Source organism: Thauera propionica (assembly GCF_002245655.1).
In the GTDB taxonomy this organism is placed as follows: domain Bacteria; phylum Pseudomonadota; class Gammaproteobacteria; order Burkholderiales; family Rhodocyclaceae; genus Thauera; species Thauera propionica.
This window is the reverse complement of sequence record NZ_NOIH01000035.1, coordinates 12,776-33,667: the sequence shown is the minus strand read 5'-3', so window position 1 is coordinate 33,667 and position 20,892 is coordinate 12,776. Positions and strand designations below refer to the sequence as shown.

The window sequence follows — 20,892 nt, the reverse complement described above, 5'->3', positions numbered from 1 at the left end:
CGATGAGTCAAGGTACGATCGTTCAGTGCATCGGCGCGGTGGTGGACATCCAGTTCCCGCGTGAAGCGATGCCCAAGGTGTATGACGCCCTGAAGCTCGAGGACGCTGCCGACTCCTTCGCCGAAGCTGGCCTGACCTTCGAGGTTCAGCAGCAGCTCGGCGACGGCGTGGTGCGTACCATTGCGCTGGGTTCTTCCGACGGCCTGCGCCGTGGCATGAAGGTTTCGAGCACCGGCAAGCCGATCTCGGTCCCGGTCGGCCACGGCACGCTGGGTCGCATCATGGACGTGCTGGGTCGCCCGATCGACGAAGCCGGCCCGATCGAAACCGACGAGCTGCGCGCCATTCACCAGAAGGCGCCGAAGTTCGACGAGCTGTCCCCGTCCGTGGAACTGCTCGAAACCGGCATCAAGGTTATCGACTTGATCTGCCCGTTCGCCAAGGGCGGCAAGGTGGGTCTGTTCGGTGGCGCCGGCGTCGGCAAGACCGTGAACATGATGGAGCTGATCAACAACATCGCGAAGCAGCACTCGGGTCTCTCGGTGTTCGCTGGCGTGGGTGAGCGTACTCGTGAGGGTAACGACTTCTACCACGAGATGAAGGACTCCAACGTTCTGGACAAGGTTGCGATGGTGTTCGGTCAGATGAACGAACCCCCGGGCAACCGTCTGCGCGTGGCGCTGACCGGCCTGACCATGGCCGAGCGTTTCCGTGACGAAGGCCGTGACATCCTGTTCTTCGTGGATAACATCTACCGCTACACCCTGGCCGGTACCGAAGTGTCCGCGCTGCTGGGCCGTATGCCTTCCGCGGTGGGTTACCAGCCGACGCTGGCCGAAGAAATGGGCCGTCTGCAGGAGCGCATCACCTCCACCAAGGTTGGCTCGATCACCTCGATCCAGGCTGTGTATGTGCCGGCGGATGACTTGACCGACCCGTCGCCTGCCACGACCTTCCTGCACCTCGACTCCACCGTCGTGCTGTCGCGTGACATCGCCGCGCTGGGTATCTACCCGGCCGTCGATCCGCTCGACTCCACCTCGCGCCAGCTCGACCCGCTGGTCGTGGGCGAAGAGCACTACGGCGTGGCCCGTCAGGTTCAGCAGACCCTGCAGAAGTACAAGGAACTGCGCGACATCATCGCGATTCTGGGTATGGACGAGCTGTCGCCGGAAGACAAGCTCTCCGTGGCTCGTGCGCGTAAGATCCAGCGTTTCCTGTCGCAGCCCTTCCACGTTGCGGAAGTGTTCACCGGCTCGCCGGGCAAGTACGTCTCGCTGAAGGACACGATCAAGGGCTTCAAGATGATCGTCAGCGGCGAACTGGACAGCCTGCCGGAACAGGCCTTCTACATGGTCGGCAACATCGACGAGGCCATCGAGAAGGCGAAGAAGCTGCAGTAATTCGTCCGCCCGCGCGGTACCTCGGTGCCGCGCGGATTTGAAAAGGAAACAACATGGCTATGACGGTTCATGTCGACATCGTCAGCGCGGAAGAGCAGATCTTCTCCGGGCTGGCAGAGTTTGTCGCGCTGCCTGGCGAGGCGGGTGAACTCGGCATTCTGCCCGGCCACATGCCGCTGATGACCCGGATCAAACCGGGTGCGGTGCGGGTCAAGGTTCCGAATCAGGCGGAAGAAGAGCTTGTTTTCGTTGCCGGTGGTTTGCTCGAGGTTCAGCCGGGTCTGGTGACGGTGCTTGCCGACACCGCGATCCGCGGCAAGGATCTGGACGAAGCGAAGGCGCTGGAAGCCAAGAAGAAGGCCGAAGAGGCAATGGCCAATCAGACCGCGCGTCTGGATTACGCCAAGGCCCAGGCCGAGCTCATGGAAGCAGTGGCACAACTCGCCGCGATCGAGCGCCTGCGCAAGCGCGGCCACTGATCGCTTCTCCGCTCCGTCGATGGATGGGGCGGGAAGAAAAAAGCAGCTCTCCGGAGCTGCTTTTTTTTGGTTCCGCGCTCGGGCTGTCCGTTCGGGATGGCGTGTTGTTCAGCGCCGCCCTTCGAGGCGGGAAACCCGCTTGTCTAGCCGGCCGAGCGCGTCGCGCAGTGCGATGACGTCGTGCGATAGCTCGGCGAGCGCGCTGCGCGGGACGAGCAGCGGAGACTCTTCGGTGAGGTACTCGGCCAGGTTGCCGCCCACGCGCACGAGCGACCGCCGTCCCTCACCGACCAATTGCTTGCCGCCTTCGACCATGCGATGGGCGGCAATGTCGCCGAATACGCGCGACAGATCCTCTTCCGCGTCCCAGCGCAGGTGGCGGAACACGAAGCCCAGGGCGTCGGCGAATTCGGCATTGCCTTCGATGCGCACGTGGCGCATCGCGGTCTCCAGGCCATCGACCAGGAGCTTCGGCAGATCGACCGCCGCGAGCCGCAACAGCACTTCGGGCGCGTCCTCGCCCGACCAGGCGGCGAAGTAACCCTCCACGGAAACCGAGAAGTCGAGATCCGCGAGCGGCGCAATCGCCAGCCGCGCGGTGCGTCCGGCATGTGGCTGGAGGCGGGTGCGCGCCCAGCCCGATTGCGATAGCAGGTGATTGGTGGCGGAGAGAAAAACGCTGGACAGCATGGTGTCTGAGCCGGAGCAGGGTACGAAAGGGCGGACCTGAAAGCAAAACGGGGAGGCCCTTGGGCCTCCCCGTCGATGATACGACGATCAGCTGATCTGCTGGATGCCGGCGATCAGCCAGCCACCGCTGCCGCTGACGGGTTTGGTCAGGTGCCAGATCTCGTCGAAGCTTGCCGGCGCAGCCCCTTCTTCCTCGCGCAGCAGTCCGTTGAAGCGGACGCTGACGACGTAGCGGCCGTTCTCTTCCTCGACATCGACCACGTCAGCGTTCAACTCAACCACATCGGTACGCTGTTCGGCGGTGCCGCGCTCGGTGAGCTGCATGCGGATTTCGGCGAAGACTTCGGGCGTGGTGAATTCACGCAGGTCGTCGAGGTTGCCGGTATCGTTGGCGGCCTGGAGGCGGATGAAGTTCAGCTTGGCCTGGCGGGCGAAACCCTGCACGTCGAAACCTTCGGCAATCGCCTTGTCGAGGCCCGAGGCAGAGGTACCAGCACCCGACATCGGGGCAGCAGCCGGGGCAGGACGCAGCGGCGTGGCGGCGCCCGACGCGGCGCTGGCACCGGCGTATTGCAGGTTCTGGCCTTGCTGGGTGTTGCCGCCGCGGCGGAACAGCAGGCGGAAGATGAAGAAGGCTGCAACGGCCAGCAGCAGGATCATCATGAACGACGCCATTTCCTCACCGAGGCCAAGGTGCGAGAACAGGGCGGCGAGACCCAGGCCAGCGGCAAGGCCGGCGACCGGACCCATCCACGAACGCTTGGGTGCGGCGGCGGGCGTTGCGGCGGAGGCCGGTGTCTGCGTGGCGGCAGGCTGGCGCGGGGCCTGCTGGGGCGTGGCCTGGCGCTGCATGCCGAAGCTGCTGCCGCCGCCAAGGCGCTTGGCTTCGGCTTCGGGCGCGCCGAAGCCGAACGACAGCACGGCCACGATCAGGGTGAGGAAGAGGTTTTTCATCTTTGGTCAGTCTCCAGGTTCAGATCTTGTAGCCACGGTGCAGGGCGACGACGCCCGCGCTGAGGTTGAAGTAATCGACACGCGCGAGGCCGACTTGTTCCATCATCGACTTCAGTTCTTCCTGCCCAGGGTGCATGCGGATCGATTCGGCGAGGTAGCGGTAGCTTTCCGCGTCGTTCGCCACCTTCTCGCCCATCCAGGGCAGCAGCTTGAACGAGTAGAGGTCGTACAGCGGCGACAGCGGCTTCCACACGCGCGAGAACTCGAGCACCAGCAGGCGGCCGCCGGGGCGCAGCACGCGGCGCATCTCGGCCAGCGCGACATCCTTGTGCGTCATGTTGCGCAGGCCGAAGGCGACCGTGACGCAATCGAACCAGTCGTCCGGGAAGGGCAGCTTCTCGGCGTTGCACTGCGCGGTCGGCATGGTGAAGCCATGGTCGACCATGCGGTCGCGGCCCCGGGACAACATCGCGTGGTTGATGTCGGTCAGCCACACCTGGCCCTTGGTGCCGACCTTGCGGGCGAAGGCGAGCGACAGGTCGGCCGTGCCACCGGCGACGTCCAGCACACGGTCGCCTTCACGCACGCCCGAGATCTGGATCGTGAAGTGCTTCCAGATCCGGTGCAGGCCGAACGACATCAGGTCGTTCATCACGTCGTACTTTTGTGCGACCGAGGAAAACACCTCGGCCACCTTCTTTTCCTTGGCCTCTTCGGCAACCGTCTGGAAACCGAAGTGCGTGGTCTTGTCGCTCATGATCGTCTCAGTGATGGTGTCCGCAGCCGCCCTTGGGCGCCGGCGGGGGCGCCTTGGCGGGATCGCGCGTGCCGCCCGCCTGCTCGAGGCGGTCGAGATAGTTCTGCCACAGCGCGTCCTGCTGCTGGCCGAGCATGTAGAGGTAGTCCCAGGAATACAGCCCGCTGTCGTGGCCGTCGGAGAACACCGGGCGGATCGCGTAGTTGCCCACCGGCTGAAGGTCGACCACGTCGACGTCGCGCTTGCCCTGCTGCAGGGTTTCCTGGCCGGGGCCGTGGCCGCGCACTTCGGCCGAAGGCGAATGCACGCGCAGGAACTCGAAGGGCAGGGTGAAGCGGCTGCCGTCGTCGAAGGCGATCTCGAGCCGCTTCGACTGGCTGTGCAGTGTGATCTCAGTGGGTAGCGGCGTGTTCTGATCCAGTCCGGCCATGGCGAAAGCCTCGCGTTCGGGGGCCACAATAATACCCGAATCACCCTTGCCCGACCCCGGCGCGGCAGAGCCGCAACCGTGTTTCAGGTGCATGACGCGTCATCAAAATGTCAAACACCTGAAATACACTGCGCAGGCCAACCGGAGTCAACAGCATGCCAGCGAACATTCTGCTCGTGGAAGACGAACCGGCGATCCAGGAACTGATCGCCGCCAACCTCAATCGCGCCGGCCACCACGTGGTGCGCGCATCGGATGCCGAGTCCGCCCAGCGCATCGTGCGCGAGGCCTTGCCCGACCTGATCCTGCTCGACTGGATGCTGCCGGGCGCATCGGGCATCGAGTTCGCCCGCCGCCTGCGCGCAGACGAGCGCACCCGCGCGATTCCGATCATCATGCTCACCGCCCGTGGCGAGGAGCAGGACAAGGTGATGGGGCTCGAGACCGGGGCCGATGACTACATCACCAAGCCCTTCAGCCCGCGCGAACTGGTGGCGCGCATCAAGGCGGTGCTGCGCCGCCGGGCGCCGCAGGCGACGGAAGACGCCGTGGAGCTCGGCGGCCTGCGTCTGGACCCGACCACCCACCGCGTCACCACGGGTGACGAGGCACTGGCGCTCGGACCGACCGAATTCCGTCTGCTGCATTTCCTGATGACCCACCCCGAGCGGGTGCATTCGCGCGCACAGCTCCTCGATCAGGTGTGGGGCGACCACGTCTTCGTCGAAGAGCGCACGGTCGATGTGCACATCCGCCGCCTGCGCTGCGCGCTCGAACCTTCCGGGCACGATGCCTTGATCCAGACGGTGCGCGGCAGTGGCTACCGATTCTCGACCCAGGCACCGCAGCTTTCCGCCGCGCGATAATCGGTACTTGCCGATTGACGGAGCGCGCGTGATCCATCGTCCCCTTCGCTACATCGCCACCGGTGTGGGATTGCCCGTGGCGGCCATACTGGGCCTTGCCCTGCTGGCCGGCCATTACCGCGGTGCAGATGCCGCGCTCGCGCTCGTGGTGCTGGGTTTCCTGGCCGCCGCCATCCTGCTTGCTCGCCACATGCGCCAGCTGGTCGAATGGACCCGCCAGCCCGCGGGCAACATGCCGCCGCAGGTCGACGGCCTGTGGGGCAGCGTGTTCGCCGAGCTCGGAGACCGCTTCCAGCGCGAGCTTGCGGTGCGTGACAAGCTGTCGGCCGAGCTGGGCCGGTTCCAGCAGGCGGCGCAGGCGATGCCCGACGGCCTCGTCTACCTGGCAGACGACGACAGCATCGAGTGGCTCAACGTCATGGCCGAGCAGCATTTCGAACTCGATCGCCGGCGCGACCTGCGTACCCCCATTACCAACCTGGTGCGCCAGCCCGAGTTCGTCGCCTACCTGCAGGCCGGGCAGTATGCCGAGCCGCTGGTCATGCATTCGCTGCGCCGTCGCGATCGCACCTTGCAGGTGCAGGTCATCCGCTTTGCCGGTAGCCGGCGCATGGTGGTCTCACGCGACATCTCGCAGCTCGAGCGCCTCGAGAACATGCGCCGGGACTTCGTCGCCAACGTGTCGCACGAGATGCGCACGCCGCTGACCGTGGTCGGCGGCTTCCTCGAGACCCTGACCGACGGCCTCGACGATTTCAGTCGCGAGGACGTGCTGCACTTCCTGAAGCTGGCCAGCGAACAATCCACCCGCATGCAGCGCCTGATCGAGGACCTGCTGGCCCTGTCCGCACTCGAGACCGGGGCGCCGGCCGCGCTGGAGGAAGAGGTGGATGTGCAGGAACTGATGCGCGCGGTCACGCGCGAAACCGAGATCCTGTCGGGAGGCCGCCACAGCGTGAATCTCGTGCTTGAAGGGGGCGGCGCCCTGCTGGGCAGTCGCAAGGAACTGCACAGCGCCTTCTCCAACCTCGCCAGCAACGCGGTGCGCTACACACCTGCCGGCGGCCACATCGAACTCGGCTGGCGGATTGACGGCGAAGGCGGCGAGTACTGGGTCAAGGACGACGGCATCGGCGTCGACCCCGAGCACATCCCGCGTCTGACCGAGCGCTTCTATCGCGTCGACCGCGGGCGCTCGCGCGAGACCGGTGGCACCGGCCTGGGGCTGGCCATCGTCAAGCACATCCTCACCCGCCACCAGGGCGAGCTCGCCGTCAGCAGCGAGCCGGGCAAGGGCAGCCGGTTCGCGATGCGCTTCCCGGCGGCCCGTCTCAGGCGGGACTCGGCTCGGCCGCCTCGTAGGAGCACAGGTCGAAGTTCGCCCCGCGCCTCAGCATCCGGCTGAGGCGGACCTGGCGGCGCTGGTCGCGATGGCGGACCTCGACGAGCTGTCCGGCCTGGAACCAGAGCACGGGCAGCACCAGCGCCGCAGGAGACTTCATCGAGGGTGATTCGGGCAGCAGGAAGCCCTGCTGGTAGGGCTTGCGGCCGTCCTTGGGGCCTGCCTGGCGGACGGCCACCATGTGCGGTACGCCGGGCAGGACTTCGACGCCTGCTTCCAGCACTCCGTCTTCCCGATACATCAGCCAGCTCAGGTCGCCCAGCACGAAGCGGTCGCCGTCGAGCGGCCGCACGCCGACCAACTGGTGGTGGGCAAGGCGTTCGCCGGCCTCGCCGCGCCGCAACCGGAAGCCCCCGACCGAGTGGTCGATGAGCTCCCATTGTTCGTAGTCCAGGCCGAGCCGTTCGGCATCGCGCAGATTGCGTTCCCGTGCCTGCTGGCTGTCCGTGACTGCCATCGCGCGCTCGCCGAAGGTGAACAGCGAGATGTCGTCGCGCAGCAGGTGCAGCGGGCTCTCAAGCTTGGGCTGGCGGAAGATCTCGCCGTCTACCGCGAAGCCGATCGTGAGCCAGTCGCCGGTCAGCTCCACGCTGCCCTGCTTGTGACGCCGCGGAAAGCGACGACCGGCCGTGCCTCGTCCCCACGGGCGGTAAAGCGACAGCAGGAGCCGCGCGCTGGCGTCGGTCGGGCAGTCCTCGCCCAGGCCGAGCGAGGCCGGCTTGACGCCGCGCTTGAACTGCTCGAGCACCGCCTGGATCTGGCTCGCAAGGCCGCTGCCGTCGAAGCGCTGCAAGGTGTCGGCGGCGGCCTGCACCCCGAGCGGACGCAGGCCGAGATCGCCCGCCAGGTCCACGCCGTACTCGGTGGGCTTGAACTGCTGCGTGTCCTGCGACAGGCTGCAATAGGGCGCGAAGCGCTGCGCCCAGCGCATGATCCAGTTCAGCTCGCGCTCGCTGCGGCCGTAGGGATTGGCCAGGTCCAGCAGCAGGATCGAGACGTAGGCTTCCAGTGGACTCTGGGCACGCCACACCTCGTTGAGCGGATCGGCCACGCGCGTGCGATGCACGCCGGTCTCGATGGCATCACGGTAGCTGGTGTGGATCTCGGTCCAGAATCCGGCAGGCACGGCGCGGTGGGCGCGGAAGTACTCGAACAGCGCGAGGCCGGCGTAGTGCGTGCGGCGCTGGGCCAGCAGCGCGCGCTGGTCGAACAGCGTGCCTCCGGCGGCGTCGACGCGGGCGATCTGGGCGTAGGAGTGCGACAGCTTGCGCCACAGCTTAACGACTTCGAGCAGGGTGCGGTTCTCCTCGCTGTCGGGCGGCAGTGGTTGGGCTGCATAGCGACGGGCCGTTTCGTGCTGGGCGTAGGCGATGACTTCGCGCGCGGCCTCCAGCACCTCGAGATGCTGGTTGGGCGCCGGCTTCGCGTCGAGCAGTCCCTCGACGATGCGCGTCAGCGTCGCGTGGGTCGCCGGGATGTCGATCGGGTGCAGGCGTTGCAGCTGGTCAAGGCAGGCTGCGGGGCTGGAGAAGTCCATCGTCGAAGGGCCTCGGTCGTAAGCGGCGGGGTCATTGACCCGCGGCAAGTGCGCTGTCGATCGCACGCGCCAGGGCGACAGGGTCGGCTGCAGCATGCGCCACGCCGGGACGCTGGGGCGTGCCCCACACCGACTCCGGGAAGTGGCTGTCATCGCGATAGCGCGGGATCACGTGCCAATGCATGTGCGGCACCATGTTGCCGAAGCTGGCGAGGTTGATCTTGTCCGGATGCAGCAGGTCGCGCAGCGCGCGTTCGGTCGCCATCACCACCGCGAACAGGTGGCGCCGGTCGGCGGTGAGCAGGTCCGTCATCTCCGCCACGTGCTCGCGCCAGATCACCCGGCAAAAACCCGGATGGGCGGGATCGTCGACGCGGATCACGCGGCAGCGATCATCCTCCCAGACGACCTGCTCGGCGGAAGGCGTGCACAACGGACAATCCATGATCAAACCTCGACGACTCGAAACCCCGGGCGGATACGAACTCTAACCCGTCTTGCTGCCGCCCGCGAGGAACTGCTACGCATTTGTCACTGTGCCACGAGGATAGTCCTGCGCAACGGTTGTCGTGTCGCGCAGCGCGACCGGTTCACCGTCGCGGAAGGCGAGCAGGTTGCCCGGCGCGATCTGCGTCCAGCATTCGTTGTCGGTCAGCGGCGTGGTGGCGATCACGGCGACGCGGTCGAGCGGGGTGGTGACTTCGTTGAAGTCGACGGTCAGGTCTTCATCGGCCAGATGGGCCACCGGGAAGGGCGCCTTGCGCACGATATAGCACAGGCGTGACGAACAGTGCGCGAACAGCTGGTTGCCGTCCGACAGCAGGAAGTTGAACTCGCCGTGGCTGCCGATCTCGATGGCGAGCGCGCGCAGTTCGGCATGCAGTTCGGCATGCAGTTCGGCGATGTCGCGGGTGCCTTGCGGAAAGCGCTGTGCGAGGCGATCGAGCAGGTAGCAGAAGGCGAGTTCGGAGTCGGTCGTGCCGACCGGCTGGAAGCGGCCCGTCAGCGTCGGCGCGAAGTTCTTCAGGTTGCCGTTGTGGGCGAAGATCCAGTAGCGCCCCCACAGTTCACGCTGGAAAGGGTGGGTGTTCTCCAGTCTCACCTCGCCCTGCGTGGCCTTGCGGATGTGGGCGATGACGTTGAGCGAGCGGATCGGGTAGTGCTTGACCAGCTCGGCGACCGGCGAATCGGCGCTGGGACTGGGGTCGAGGAAGACCCGCGCGCCAGCGCCCTCGAAGAAGGCGATGCCCCAGCCGTCGCGGTGATGGTCGGTCAGGCCGCCACGGGCACGAAAACCCGCGAAGGAGAAACAGATATCGGTCGGCACATTGCAGTTCATGCCGAGCAGCTGGCACATCGGAGACTCCGCGCGGTCGGTGGGGGAATCCGAAGTATAGCGAAGCGATGACGCCCGGCTGGCGCCGCGTGTCATGGCTGGCTGGGTGCGGATACCGTCCCGCTGGCGCCGACAGCCGCGGTGGCGCCCGGGCGGTCGACCAGCCAGTCGGTCAGGGTTGCGCCGGCCCACATCGCGGCCAGCGTCACCCATGCCGTTACCGCAAACACCGCGGCGCCCGACACGCCGGCGCCCACGGCGCAGCCGCCCGCCAGCATGCCGCCGAAACCCATCAGCACTGCGCCGGCGATGTAGCGCCGCATCGCGTGTCCGCCCTGGAAGCCCTCGAGCTTCAGTTCGCGGGCGAACAGGCCGGCAATGAACGAACCGAGGAACACGCCCGGCACCATGCCGAGGTCGAAGTTGAGCGGCTGGCCCGGTGGCGACAGCACCAGCATCAGCACGTCGGCCGACGGGCCGGTGAAGGACATGCTCTGTACCGGCGTCGGTTCGAACAGCAGACCGGCCATGCGGTAGGTGAACCACCAGGCGCAACCCACCATCAGGCCCGCCGCGATGCCGCCCACCCAGCCCCAGCCGTCGATGCGGTGCCGGCGCGCGAACCAGGCACCGGCCGCCAACCAGAGCAGCCCGAACAGCAGGCCGCCACTGTTGCCGATGCCGGCCCAGGCCAGCAGGTCGCGCGCGTTGCCGCCCTCGATGGTCCACAACTTGCCGAGGGCCTCGCGCCACGGCGACAGGATGCCGTTCATCGATGCCTGCGCGGTGACGGCGAAGATCAGGCCCGACAGCAGTGCGCGCAGGTTGCCGTTGGCCGCCAGCACCAGCAGGCGGCTGGAGCAGCCGCGCGCAAGCACCATGCCGATGCCGAACAGCAGGCCGCCGATCAGCGAACCCGACAGGCTGCCCTGGCTCGACAGCTGGCGCACGTTGGCGGTGTCGAACAGGCCGAGCAGGATCAGCGTCTGGGTCAGGATCAGCGCCGAGGAGAACGCGAGCAGCCAGATGGACAGCTTGGCACCCGCCTGGGCGCGCGCCACCTCGACGACGGCCGCACGCAGGCAGAAGCGGGAACGCTGCGCGAAGAAGCCGAACAGCGCGCCGATGACCAGGCCGCCGAGCGCGAGGCTCAGGTCTTCACCCAGCCAGTCGATCAGGTCGACCGATGCATCCATCTCTCCTCCTGCGCCGGCGACTTGTGTCCGCGATTCGAGGCCGGCTTCGTCAGTATCGAAGAATATAAGAATGTGACGAAGTGCTGGAGATGTTATTGATGCAGGGCAAGTGTGGTGCAGGCCGTAAACGGCACCGACCCCGCGGCCGGGCCGCCGAAGCGGTCGAACGCGGGGTCGGTCGCAGTGCCCGAATCGGGCGCTGCGCGATCAGGCGCCGAGCTTCTTCTTCAGCAGCTCGTTGACCTGCGCCGGGCTGGCCTTGCCCTTGCTCGCCTTCATGACCTGGCCGACCAGGGCATTGAAGGCCTTCTCCTTGCCGGCGCGGAACTCGTCGACCGACTTCTGGTTGGCGGCGAGCACCTCGTCGATCATGGCCTCGATGGCGCCCGTGTCGGTGACCTGCTTGAGCCCCTGCTTGTCGATGACCTCGTCCGCCGTGGTGCCTTCACCGTTCCACAGCGCCTCGAACACCTTCTTGGCGATGGCGTTGGAGATGGTGTTGTCGGCGATGCGCGCGACCAGTCCGGCGAGCTGCGCGGGCGACACCGGCGATGCGCCGATGTCGAGTTCGGCCTTGTTCAGGCGTGCGGCGAGATCACCCATCACCCAGTTGGCGCAAGGCTTGGCGAGCGCAGCGCCGGCGGCCGACACCGTGGCCTGGTAGAAGTCGGCGACTTCCTTGGACGCGGTGAGCGTGGTCGCGTCGTAGGCGGACAGGCCCCATGCGTCCATGAAGCGCGCCTTCATCGCCCCCGGCAGTTCGGGCATCGCCGCCTGCACGCGCGCCTTCCACTCGTCCGAGATCATCAGCGGCAGCAGGTCGGGGTCGGGGAAGTAGCGGTAGTCATGCGCGTCTTCCTTGCTGCGCATCATGCGCGTCTCGCCCGTGTCGGGGTCGAACAGCACCGTGGCCTGCTGGATGCGCCCGCCGTCCTCGATGGTGTCGATCTGCCACTGCACCTCGTAGTCGATCGCCTGCTGCAGGAAGCGGAAGGAGTTGAGGTTCTTGATCTCGCGCCGGGTGCCGAACTCGGTCGCGCCCTTCTTGCGCACCGACACGTTGGCATCGCAGCGGAACGAACCTTCCTGCATGTTGCCGTCGCAGATGTCGATCCAGCGCACCAGCGCGTGCAGCGCGCGGGCGTAGGCCACGGCTTCGGCCGACGAGCGCATGTCGGGCTCGGAGACGATTTCGAGCAGCGGCGTGCCGGCGCGGTTGAGGTCGATGCCGGTCATGCCGTGGAAGTCCTCGTGCAGGCTCTTGCCGGCGTCTTCCTCGAGGTGGGCGCGGGTCAGGCGCACGGTCTTTTCGTAGGCCTGCTCGCCCTCGCCGACGCGGATCGTGATCGCGCCGCCGACCACCACCGGCAGGTCCATCTGGCTGATCTGGTAGCCCTTGGGGAGGTCGGGGTAGAAGTAGTTCTTGCGCGCGAACACGCTCTTGTCGGCGACGTGGGCGCCGATCGCCAGACCGAAGCGGATCGCGCGCTCGACCGCGCCGCGGTTCAGCACCGGCAGCACGCCGGGCAGGGCGATGTCCACCGCGCTCGCCTGCACGTTGGGCTCGGCGCCAAAGGCAGTGCTGGCGCCGGAAAAGATCTTGCTGGCGGTGTTGAGCTGGGCATGCACTTCCAGCCCGATCACGACTTCCCAATCCGTTCTGCTCATGGTCGTTTCTCTTGTTGCGGTTCGCGGCAAATGCTCAGTGGCATTCGCCGCTGGTCCGATCGACGATGATCGGCCATACGTAGTCGAAAGTGCCGCGGCTGCAGCGCCGCGCGCAGTTGGAGAAGCCCACTGTCACCTGCTGGCCCTGTTCCCAGATGTTGACGGTGCAGCCGTCCTGCGCGCGCAACTCCACGCTTGGCAGGCGGCGGGTCTGGGTGAAGGGGCCGTCGAAGCGGCAGCTGCCGCGGCGCGGTATGTCCACCGTGGCGCTGAACGCCTTCACCTCGGCGTGGCTGATGTCGAGGACGGCCGTCGCTGCGTAGCCGGCTTCGTCGCGGAAGCGGCAGTTGGCCTTCACGTCCAGCGGGCGCACCGGCATCGGCTTCAGGCGGCCGGGCGCCTCGCTCGGGCGTGCGACGTCCGGCTGCGCCGAAGGCGGTGCCGGCGGCAGCACGCCGCAGGACGCCAGCAGCCCGCCGGCGAGCACGAACAGCCCGTGACGGAGCGTGTGGCGCAGCGCTGCCCGCATCGCGGTCTGTCTCAGGCGGCGGCCGGCCGGCAGGCGTGCCAGTCGGTGACCTGCTGGAAGCGGTGTGCGGCGTTCAGCAGCCGTGCCTCGGCGAAGTAGTCGCCAATCAGCTGCAGCCCCACAGGCAGGCCGTCGGTACCGAAGCCGACCGGGTGCGACAGGCCGGGCAGGCCGGCGAGGTTCACCGCGATGGTGTAGATGTCCGACAGGTACATCTGCACCGGGTCGTCCGCCATCTGGCCCAGCGCCCAGGCGGTGGTCGGCGTGGTCGGGCCGGCGATCACGTCGCACTGCTGCAGCGCGGCCTGGAAGTCCTGCGCGATCAGTCGGCGCAGGCGCTGCGCCTGCAGGTAATAGGCATCGTAGTAGCCGTGCGACAGCACATAGGTGCCGACGAGGATGCGGCGCTTGACCTCGGCGCCGAAGCCCTCGGCGCGGCTCTTGCTGTACATGTCGGCCAGGTCGCCGTAGTCCGCGGCGCGATGGCCGTAGCGCACGCCGTCGAAGCGGGACAGGTTGCTCGAACACTCGGCCGGCGCGATCACGTAGTAGGCCGGGATCGCCAGCTTCGCGTTGGGCAGCGATACCTCGACCGTGGTGGCGCCGAGCGCGCGGTAGTGGTCGAGTGCGGCCTCGACAGCGGCACGCACGTCGTCGGCCATGCCTTCGGCGAAGAACTCGCGCGGCAGGCCGATGCGCAGACCTTCGAGCGGCTTTGCCGAAGCCGGCGCAGCGAGTGCGGCGGTGTAGTCTTCGGTCGGACGCTCGAGGCTGGTGGAGTCGCGTTCGTCGAAACCGGTCATCGCCGACAGCAGCAGCGCGCAATCCTCGGCGCTGGCGCCGAAGGCGCCGCCCTGGTCCAGCGAGGACGCGTAGGCGATCATGCCGTAGCGGCTCACCAGGCCGTAGGTCGGCTTGATGCCGGTGATGCCGCAGAAGGCGGCCGGTTGGCGCACCGAACCGCCGGTGTCGGTGCCGGTGGCGATCGGCGCCAGGCGCGCCGCAACCGCGGCGGCCGAGCCGCCGGACGAGCCGCCGGGCACTCGGGCGGTGTTCCACGGGTTCTTCACCGCCCCGTAGTACGAGCTTTCGTTGGACGAGCCCATCGCGAACTCGTCCATGTTGGCCTTGCCCAGGCTCACCACGCCGGCGGCCTTGAGCAGGCTGACGACGTGGGCGTCGTAGGGACTGACGAAGTTCGACAGCATCTTCGAGCCACAGGTGGTCAGCACGCCTTCGGTGCAGAACACGTCCTTGTGCGCGAGCGGGATGCCGGTGAGCGCGCCGGCCGTACCGGCTGCGATGCGCTCGTCGGCGGCACGGGCCGCGGCGAGTGCACCGTCGCGATCAACGGTGATGAAGGCGTTGAGCTCGGGATTCAGCGCGTCGATGCGGTCGAGGAACAGGCTCGCGAGTTCGACGCTGGAGATCTGCCGCGCATCGAGCGCGCGGCGCAGTTCCGGGAGGGAAGCGTTGATCATGGGTTCGGCAAGAAAGTGGGCATCGCGGCGAGGCCGGCCGCGAGGCGGATCATTCAATGACCTTCGGCACCAGGTAGAGGCCGGCTTCGGTCTGCGGGGCGACCTTCTGGAAGGCTTCGCAGCGGTTGGTCTCGGTGACGACGTCCTCGCGCAGGCGCGTGGCGAGCTCCTGCGGGTGGCTCATCGGTTCGACGCCGGTGGTGTCCACCGCCTGCATCTGTTCGATGAGGTCGAAAATGCCATTGAGCTTTGCGCGCGTGGCATCCACTTCGGCGTCGGAAAGCGCGATCCGCGCGAGGCGGGCGATGTGCCCGACTTGTTCATTGGATAGCGACATGAGGTAACAAAACCTGCTGAATCCACAAAGGTTTGTAGGTTATCATAATCGTCTTTGCCCCGCCCGGGGCTGCACCGCTTGGCGGTAGCGGGCGAGGCGCTGGCGTTGCGGCTCGCGAGACATTGTCTGCGGCACACGGCACAACCACTCCACCGGTTTCGGAAGGCTTCATGTTCGGTTTCCTGCGCTCCTACTTTTCCAACGATCTCGCGATCGACCTCGGCACCGCCAACACGCTGATCTATGTGCGCGGCAAGGGCATCGTCCTCGACGAACCCTCGGTGGTGGCAATCCGCACCGAAGGCGGACCCAATGCCAAGCGCTCGATCCAGGCGGTCGGTCACCAGGCCAAGCAGATGCTCGGCAAGACGCCCGGCAACATCACCGCCATCCGCCCGATGAAGGACGGCGTCATCGCCGACTTCGTCGTCACCGAGCAGATGATCAAGCAGTTCATCAAGAAGGTGCATGACTCGCGCCTGCTGTCGCCCAGCCCGCGCATCATCATCTGCGTGCCCTGCGGCTCCACCCAGGTCGAGCGCCGCGCGATCCGCGACGCGGCTCTGGCGGCGGGCGCCTCGCAGGTGTTCCTGATCGAGGAGCCGATGGCGGCGGCGATCGGCGCCGGCCTGCCGGTGTCGGACGCGACCGGTTCGATGGTGGTCGACATCGGCGGCGGCACCACCGAGGTCGGCGTGATCTCGCTCGGCGGCATGGTCTATGCCGGCAGCGTGCGCGTCGGCGGCGACAAGTTCGACGAGGCCATCGTCAATTACATCCGCCGCAACTACGGCATGCTCATCGGCGAGACCACCGCCGAGAACATCAAGAAGGAAATTGGCTCGGCCTTCCCCGGTTCCGAAGTGCGCGAGATGGAAGTCAAGGGCCGCAACCTGGCCGAGGGCATCCCGCGCAGCTTCACGATCTCGTCCAACGAGATCCTCGAGGCGCTGACCGAGCCGCTCAACCAGATCGTGTCCGCGGTCAAGATCGGCCTCGAGCAGACCCCGCCCGAGCTGGGCGCCGACATCGCCGAGCGCGGCATGATGCTGACCGGCGGCGGCGCGCTGGTGCGCGACCTCGATCGCCTGCTGATGGAAGAGACCGGCCTGCCGGTGGTCGTGGCCGAAGAGCCGCTGACCTGCGTCGCGCGCGGTTGCGGCATGGCGCTCGACAAGATGGACAAGCTCGCTTCCATCTTCACCTCCGAGTGATGACCGGCCCCGGCGTGCAAGCCCGGGGCCGCTCACTTTCCTTCACCTGACGGCCCCGGGTCTTGCGGATGTCTTTCGTCGGCCATCAGCCTCCTCCGATTTTCAAGCGCGGACCGGCGCCGGTTGCGCGCCTGTTTGCCTTCGTCGCCATCTGCCTGGTGCTGCTGGTGGCCGACTTGCGCTTTCGCTACCTCGAAGTCATGCGCAACGCGCTGTCGGTGGTCACCTATCCGCTGCAGATGGCGGCCGCGACACCGGCCGACTTCGTGCGCAATGCCTCGCGCTACTTCGCCACGCTGATCGAGGTGCAGATCGAGAACGCCGACCTGCGGCGCCAGCAGCTCGCCTCGGGCGAGCGCCTGCTGCGCTTCGAGCTGCTCGAGCAAGAGAACGCCCAGTTGCGCGCGCTGCTCGACATGTCGCGCCGCGTCGAGGTCAAGAGCATCGCTGCCGACATCCTGTACAACGCCCCCGACCCCTTCGCGCGCAAGGTCATCCTCGACCGCGGCACCCAGCAGGGCGTCGAGCCGGGGCTGGCGGTTGTCGACGCAAAGGGCGTGGTGGGCCAGGTTACGCGCGTGCATCCGGTGCAGTCCGAGGTCACGCTGCTGACCGACCGCACGCAGTCGATTCCCGTCAGCGTGGTGCGCAACGGCGTGCGCGGCGTGCTGTTCGGCACCGGCCGCGGCCGGCTGGAGATGCGGTTCGTGCTGGCCGATGCGGACATCCGCGAAGGCGACCAGCTCGTCACCTCCGGCCTGGACGGCGTGTTCGTGCCCGGCCTGCCGGTCGCCGTCATCATGGCGGTCGACCGCGAGACGGACGCCTTCGCCCGCATCGAGGCCCAACCCCTGGCGGCCGTCGAGACCAGCGTCCAGGTGCTGGTGATCGGGCGCACCGCCTACCCGCCGCCGCCGCCGGAGCCGGCGGCCCGGGAGCGCTGAAGCATGCAGCCGACCAACCGTTCCAGCCGCATCCTGCTGCCGGTCAAGCTGTGGTTCGTTTACCTCAGCCTGATCGCCGCGCTCGGCCTCGAGTACATCCCCTCCGGCCGCGTGCCGGGCATTCCCGATTGGGTCGCCTTGGTGCTGGCGATCTGGTGCGTGCGCGAGCCGCTGCGCATCGGCATGGGCGTGGGCTTCGTCTTCGGCCTGCTGGTCGACGTCGGCCAGGGCGCGGCGATGGGGCAGCATGCGCTGGCCTACGTGGTGCTGGCCTACGTCGCCAACGGTGCCGCCCGTCGTGTGCTGTGGTTCCCGCTGCTGCAGCAGGCGATCCACATGCTGCCGCTGTTTCTGCTCACCCAGGTGCTGATGCTGGTCGTGCGCGTACTGGCAGGCGCGGAGTTCCCGGGGTGGTCCTATTTCCTGTCCAGTCTGAGCAGTGCCCTGCTGTGGGCGCCGCTGTCCATCCTGCTGATGCTGCCGCAGTACCGGCCGGTGGATCGCGATGACAACCGGCCGATCTGAGGGCCGCGGGCGATGACCGAGTTACGCGCGCCCGCCCAGGAGCTCGCACGCTTCCGCCTGCGCGTGGTCGTTGCCGCGCTGTTCGTGTGCGTCTGCCTCGGGCTGCTGGCCGCACGCTTCTACTACCTGCAGGTCGTGCGCCACGACTACTACCTGACGCGCGCCGAGGACAACCGCATCGCCCTGCTGCCCACGGTGCCCAACCGCGGCACCATCGTCGACCGCAACGGCGTGGTGCTCGCGCGCAACTACGCCACCTACACGCTGGAGATCACCCCCTCGCAGGTCGGCGATGTCGAGGCCACGCTGGACGAACTGGCGATGCTGGTGGCGATCGAGCCGCGCGACCGGCGCCGCTTCGCCAAGCTGCTCGAGGAGAGCCGCAACTTCGAAAGCGTGCCGGTGCGCAGCCGCCTGAGCGACGAGGAAGTCGCCCGCATCACCGCGCATCGTTACCGCTTCCCCGGCGTCGAGGTGAAGGCGCGACTGCTGCGTGACTATCCGCAGGGCGCCGTGGGTTCTCACGTCGTCGGCTACATCGGTCGCATCAACCAGCGCGACGTCGAGCGCATCGAGGAGGCGGGCAATGCCGCCAACTACCGCGGCACGCAGCATATCGGCAAGGCCGGGCTGGAGCAGTTCTACGAGCATGAACTGCACGGCACCACGGGCGTCGAGCAGGTCGAGGTCAATGCCGGCGGCCGCGCGGTGCGCGCCCTGTCGCGCACGCCGCCCGCGCCGGGCAACGATCTGGAACTGACGCTCGACATCGAGCTGCAGCGCATCGCCGAGAACGCCTTCGGCGACCGCCGTGGCGCCCTGGTCGCGATCGAGCCGGCCACGGGCGGCGTGCTGGCGCTGGTGTCGACGCCCACCTTCGACCCCAACCTGTTCGTCGATGGCATTTCCACCCAGGACTGGAAGGCGCTCAACGAATCGCCCGACCATCCGCTGCTGAACCGCGCGATCTATTCGGCCTATCCGCCCGGCTCGACCTTCAAGCCCTTCATGGCGCTCGCCGGGCTGGAAACGGGCAAGCGCACGGCCAAGCAGGCGATCTCCGACCTCGGCTACTTCAACCTCGGCAACCACCGCTTCATGGACGACAAGATCGGCGGCCACGGCATGGTCGACCTGCACAAGTCCATCGTGGTGTCGTGCAACACCTACTACTACCAGCTCGCGCACGAGCTGGGCATCGACAACATTGCCAACTTCATGGCGCCGTTCGGTTTCGGTTCGCGCACCGGTATCGACCTGCCCGGCGAGGCCACTGGCGTGCTGCCCTCACCCGAGTGGAAGCGCCAGCGTTTCCGCCGGCCCGAGCAGCAGCAGTGGTTTCCCGGCGAGACGATCTCGGTCGGTATCGGCCAGGGCTACAACGCCTACACACCGCTGCAGCTCGCCAATGCGCTGGCGGCGTTGGTCAATGACGGAAAGCTGTACCGGCCGCACATCGTGCGCCACGTGATCGATTCGCGCAGCGGAGAGCGGCGCGTGGTGGAGCCCGAGCCGCTGCGCGAGATCCCGCTCAGGCCGGCCAACGTCAAGGCGGTGCTCGACGGCATGGTGGATGTGAACATCAGCGGCACCGGCCGGCGCGCCTTCCAGGGCGCGGAGTACACCTCGGGCGGCAAGACCGGCACCGCGCAGGTGTTCTCGCTGCGCGGCCAGCGCTACGTCGAGGGCAAGGTCCGCGAGCGCCTGCGCGACCACTCCTGGTTCGTCGCCTATGCGCCGGCTGAAGCGCCGAAGATTGCGCTGGCGGTGCTGGTCGAGAACGGCGGCTTCGGGGCGCAGTCGGCCGCGCCCATCGCACGCCAGGTGATGGACTACTACCTGCTGCACCAACGCGCGGGCCAGCCAGCGGCAGAGGATGTCGAAGCGGATGAGAGTCTCGGCGAGGAAGGCGTGAATGGCGCAGGCGGCGGGCCGCTCGTGCCGGCCTTGCCGCCGGTCCCGGCGGGAGCTCCGGAGACGGCGCGATGAGTGGCTGGCGTTTCAATCCGATCGCGCTGGTGCGCGCCTTCCTGCGGCCGATCGACCCGATGCTGACGCTGCTGCTCGGCGTGCTGCTCGGCTACGCCTGGGTGCTGATGCAGAGCGCATCGCCCGAGCGGCTGGACAACCAGCTCGCCCACTTTGGTGTCGCGCTCGGCGCCATGTGGGTCGTCGCCTGGCTGACGCCCACCCGCCTGCTGAGCCTGGCATTGCCGCTGTATGCGGCGGGTGTCGTCTTGCTGATCGGCGTGGAGCTCTTCGGCGAGGTGTCGAAGGGCGCACAACGCTGGCTCGACATCGGTGTTACCCGCATCCAGCCGTCCGAGATCATGAAGATTGCGATGCCGCTGATGCTGGCCTGGTACTTCCAGCAACGCGAAGGGCAGACGCGCTTTGTCGACTTCATCGTCGCCGGTCTGCTGCTCGTGGTGCCGGTCGGCCTCATCGTCATCCAGCCCGACCTCGGCACCAGCCTGCTGGTCGCGGCGTCCGGCCTGTACGTGATCTACTTCGCCGGCCTGTCGTGGAAGCTGATCGTGCCGCTGGTGCTGGCGGCGGTGATCGGCATCGGCTCCATCGTCGCCTTCGGTGACACCCTGTGCCAGCCGGACGTCGACTGGCAGGTGCTGCGCGAATACCAGAAGCAGCGTGTGTGCACCCTGCTCGACCCCACGCGCGACCCGCTCGGCAAGGGCTTCCACATCATCCAGTCCACCATCGCCATCGGTTCGGGCGGCCTGTCGGGCAAGGGCTGGATGGAGGGCACGCAGACCCACCTCGCTTTCCTGCCGGAGCGCCATACCGACTTTATCTTCGCCGTGCTGGCCGAAGAGTTCGGCCTGGTCGGCGCCGTCGTGCTGCTGGCGGTCTACCTGTTGCTGCTCATCCGCGGCTTCACCATCGCCGCGTTCGCGCCAACCCACGCTTCGCGCCTGCTCGCCGGTGCGGTGACGATGATCTTCTTCACCTACGCCTTCGTGAACATGGGCATGGTCAGCGGCATCCTGCCCGTCGTGGGCGTGCCGCTGCCCTTTGTCAGCTACGGGGGAACTGCGCTCGTCACGCTATGTCTGGGCATCGGTATCCTGATGAGCATCCAGCGCAGCCGCCTCGTGGCGCGCAGCAGCTGAAGTCCCGGAGTGC

21 protein-coding genes are annotated in these 20,892 nt (G+C 67.3%); 9 read left to right on the top strand and 12 right to left on the bottom strand.

The genetic code is table 11. From position 1 onward, the window contains the following. Positions 1–2: 2 nt before the first annotated feature. Both atpD and CGK74_RS17550 read left to right on the top strand, forming a co-directional pair. The gene (gene atpD / locus CGK74_RS17555) at positions 3–1,403 is read left to right on the top strand and encodes a F0F1 ATP synthase subunit beta (RefSeq protein ID WP_094269691.1); all 1,401 of its coding nucleotides are present in this window, start codon (positions 3–5) and stop codon (positions 1,401–1,403) included. Positions 1,404–1,456: 53 nt separating this feature from the next. Beyond that, the gene (locus CGK74_RS17550) at positions 1,457–1,882 is read left to right on the top strand and encodes a F0F1 ATP synthase subunit epsilon (protein WP_004261883.1); all 426 of its coding nucleotides are present in this window, start codon (positions 1,457–1,459) and stop codon (positions 1,880–1,882) included. A 108-nt stretch (positions 1,883–1,990) separates the two neighbouring features. Here CGK74_RS17550 and CGK74_RS17545 read toward each other — a convergent pair whose 3' ends face one another. The 4 genes from CGK74_RS17545 to CGK74_RS17530 form a co-directional block, all read right to left on the bottom strand. Next, positions 1,991–2,572 carry a ubiquinone biosynthesis accessory factor UbiJ gene (locus tag CGK74_RS17545; RefSeq protein WP_094269681.1) on the bottom strand — a complete coding sequence of 194 codons (582 nt, stop codon included), beginning with the start codon at positions 2,570–2,572 and terminating at the stop codon, positions 1,991–1,993. 87 nt (positions 2,573–2,659) lie between these two features. Continuing rightward, complete coding sequence (locus CGK74_RS17540; RefSeq protein ID WP_094269680.1) at positions 2,660–3,526, bottom strand: Tim44 domain-containing protein; 867 nt, start codon at positions 3,524–3,526, stop codon at positions 2,660–2,662. Positions 3,527–3,545: 19 nt separating this feature from the next. Beyond that, complete coding sequence (gene ubiE / locus CGK74_RS17535; RefSeq protein WP_094269679.1) at positions 3,546–4,283, bottom strand: bifunctional demethylmenaquinone methyltransferase/2-methoxy-6-polyprenyl-1,4-benzoquinol methylase UbiE; 738 nt, start codon at positions 4,281–4,283, stop codon at positions 3,546–3,548. A gap of 7 nt (positions 4,284–4,290) precedes the next feature. Continuing rightward, positions 4,291–4,713: a gamma-butyrobetaine hydroxylase family protein gene (locus CGK74_RS17530; RefSeq protein ID WP_094269690.1), complete on the bottom strand. Its 423-nt coding sequence runs from the start codon at positions 4,711–4,713 to the stop codon at positions 4,291–4,293. 155 nt (positions 4,714–4,868) lie between these two features. Between CGK74_RS17530 and phoB the strand changes: the two genes are divergently transcribed. After that, on the top strand, positions 4,869–5,579 hold the full coding sequence (gene phoB / locus CGK74_RS17525) for a phosphate regulon transcriptional regulator PhoB (RefSeq protein WP_094269678.1): 711 nt from the start codon (positions 4,869–4,871) through the stop codon (positions 5,577–5,579). A 28-nt stretch (positions 5,580–5,607) separates the two neighbouring features. Next, entirely contained in the window at positions 5,608–6,984 is a 1,377-nt protein-coding gene (gene phoR, locus CGK74_RS17520; RefSeq protein WP_094269677.1) for a phosphate regulon sensor histidine kinase PhoR, read from the top strand. Here phoR and CGK74_RS17515 read toward each other — a convergent pair. The 8 genes from CGK74_RS17515 to gatC all read right to left on the bottom strand — a co-directional run bounded on the left by CGK74_RS17515 (position 6,911) and on the right by gatC (position 15,065). Beyond that, positions 6,911–8,518: a hypothetical protein gene (locus CGK74_RS17515; protein WP_094269676.1), complete on the bottom strand. Its 1,608-nt coding sequence runs from the start codon at positions 8,516–8,518 to the stop codon at positions 6,911–6,913. The genes phoR and CGK74_RS17515 overlap by 74 nt on opposite strands. A 31-nt stretch (positions 8,519–8,549) precedes the next feature. Continuing rightward, positions 8,550–8,963, bottom strand: a complete 414-nt coding sequence (locus tag CGK74_RS17510; protein WP_094269675.1) for an HIT family protein — start codon at positions 8,961–8,963, stop codon at positions 8,550–8,552. A gap of 75 nt (positions 8,964–9,038) precedes the next feature. Then, positions 9,039–9,875, bottom strand: a complete 837-nt coding sequence (locus CGK74_RS17505; protein WP_094269674.1) for a class II glutamine amidotransferase — start codon at positions 9,873–9,875, stop codon at positions 9,039–9,041. A 71-nt stretch (positions 9,876–9,946) separates the two neighbouring features. Continuing rightward, positions 9,947–11,050 (bottom strand): YeeE/YedE family protein, encoded by a 1,104-nt coding sequence (locus tag CGK74_RS17500; RefSeq protein ID WP_094269673.1) that lies wholly within the window; start codon positions 11,048–11,050, stop codon positions 9,947–9,949. A gap of 207 nt (positions 11,051–11,257) precedes the next feature. Next, positions 11,258–12,718 (bottom strand): Asp-tRNA(Asn)/Glu-tRNA(Gln) amidotransferase subunit GatB, encoded by a 1,461-nt coding sequence (gene gatB, locus CGK74_RS17495; protein ID WP_094269672.1) that lies wholly within the window; start codon positions 12,716–12,718, stop codon positions 11,258–11,260. Between the two features lie 34 nt (positions 12,719–12,752). Beyond that, on the bottom strand, positions 12,753–13,247 hold the full coding sequence (locus CGK74_RS17490) for a hypothetical protein (RefSeq protein WP_094269671.1): 495 nt from the start codon (positions 13,245–13,247) through the stop codon (positions 12,753–12,755). 11 nt (positions 13,248–13,258) lie between these two features. Further along, on the bottom strand, positions 13,259–14,728 hold the full coding sequence (gatA, locus tag CGK74_RS17485) for an Asp-tRNA(Asn)/Glu-tRNA(Gln) amidotransferase subunit GatA (protein WP_094269670.1): 1,470 nt from the start codon (positions 14,726–14,728) through the stop codon (positions 13,259–13,261). A gap of 49 nt (positions 14,729–14,777) precedes the next feature. Further along, entirely contained in the window at positions 14,778–15,065 is a 288-nt protein-coding gene (gene gatC / locus CGK74_RS17480; RefSeq protein WP_094269669.1) for an Asp-tRNA(Asn)/Glu-tRNA(Gln) amidotransferase subunit GatC, read from the bottom strand. Between the two features lie 170 nt (positions 15,066–15,235). Here gatC and CGK74_RS17475 point away from each other — a divergent pair, with 170 nt between their 5' ends. The 5 genes from CGK74_RS17475 to rodA all read left to right on the top strand — a co-directional run bounded on the left by CGK74_RS17475 (position 15,236) and on the right by rodA (position 20,879). Continuing rightward, positions 15,236–16,279, top strand: coding sequence for a rod shape-determining protein (locus CGK74_RS17475; RefSeq protein WP_094269668.1), 1,044 nt, complete (start codon positions 15,236–15,238; stop codon positions 16,277–16,279). A 68-nt stretch (positions 16,280–16,347) separates the two neighbouring features. Further along, positions 16,348–17,223 (top strand): rod shape-determining protein MreC, encoded by an 876-nt coding sequence (gene mreC / locus CGK74_RS17470; protein ID WP_094269667.1) that lies wholly within the window; start codon positions 16,348–16,350, stop codon positions 17,221–17,223. A gap of 3 nt (positions 17,224–17,226) precedes the next feature. Beyond that, positions 17,227–17,748, top strand: coding sequence for a rod shape-determining protein MreD (gene mreD / locus CGK74_RS17465; protein ID WP_094269666.1), 522 nt, complete (start codon positions 17,227–17,229; stop codon positions 17,746–17,748). Between the two features lie 12 nt (positions 17,749–17,760). Further along, positions 17,761–19,737, top strand: a complete 1,977-nt coding sequence (gene mrdA, locus CGK74_RS17460) for a penicillin-binding protein 2 (protein WP_240498774.1) — start codon at positions 17,761–17,763, stop codon at positions 19,735–19,737. Next, entirely contained in the window at positions 19,734–20,879 is a 1,146-nt protein-coding gene (rodA, locus tag CGK74_RS17455; RefSeq protein WP_094269665.1) for a rod shape-determining protein RodA, read from the top strand. The genes mrdA and rodA overlap by 4 nt, the downstream gene beginning before the upstream one ends. Positions 20,880–20,892: the final 13 nt, after the last annotated feature.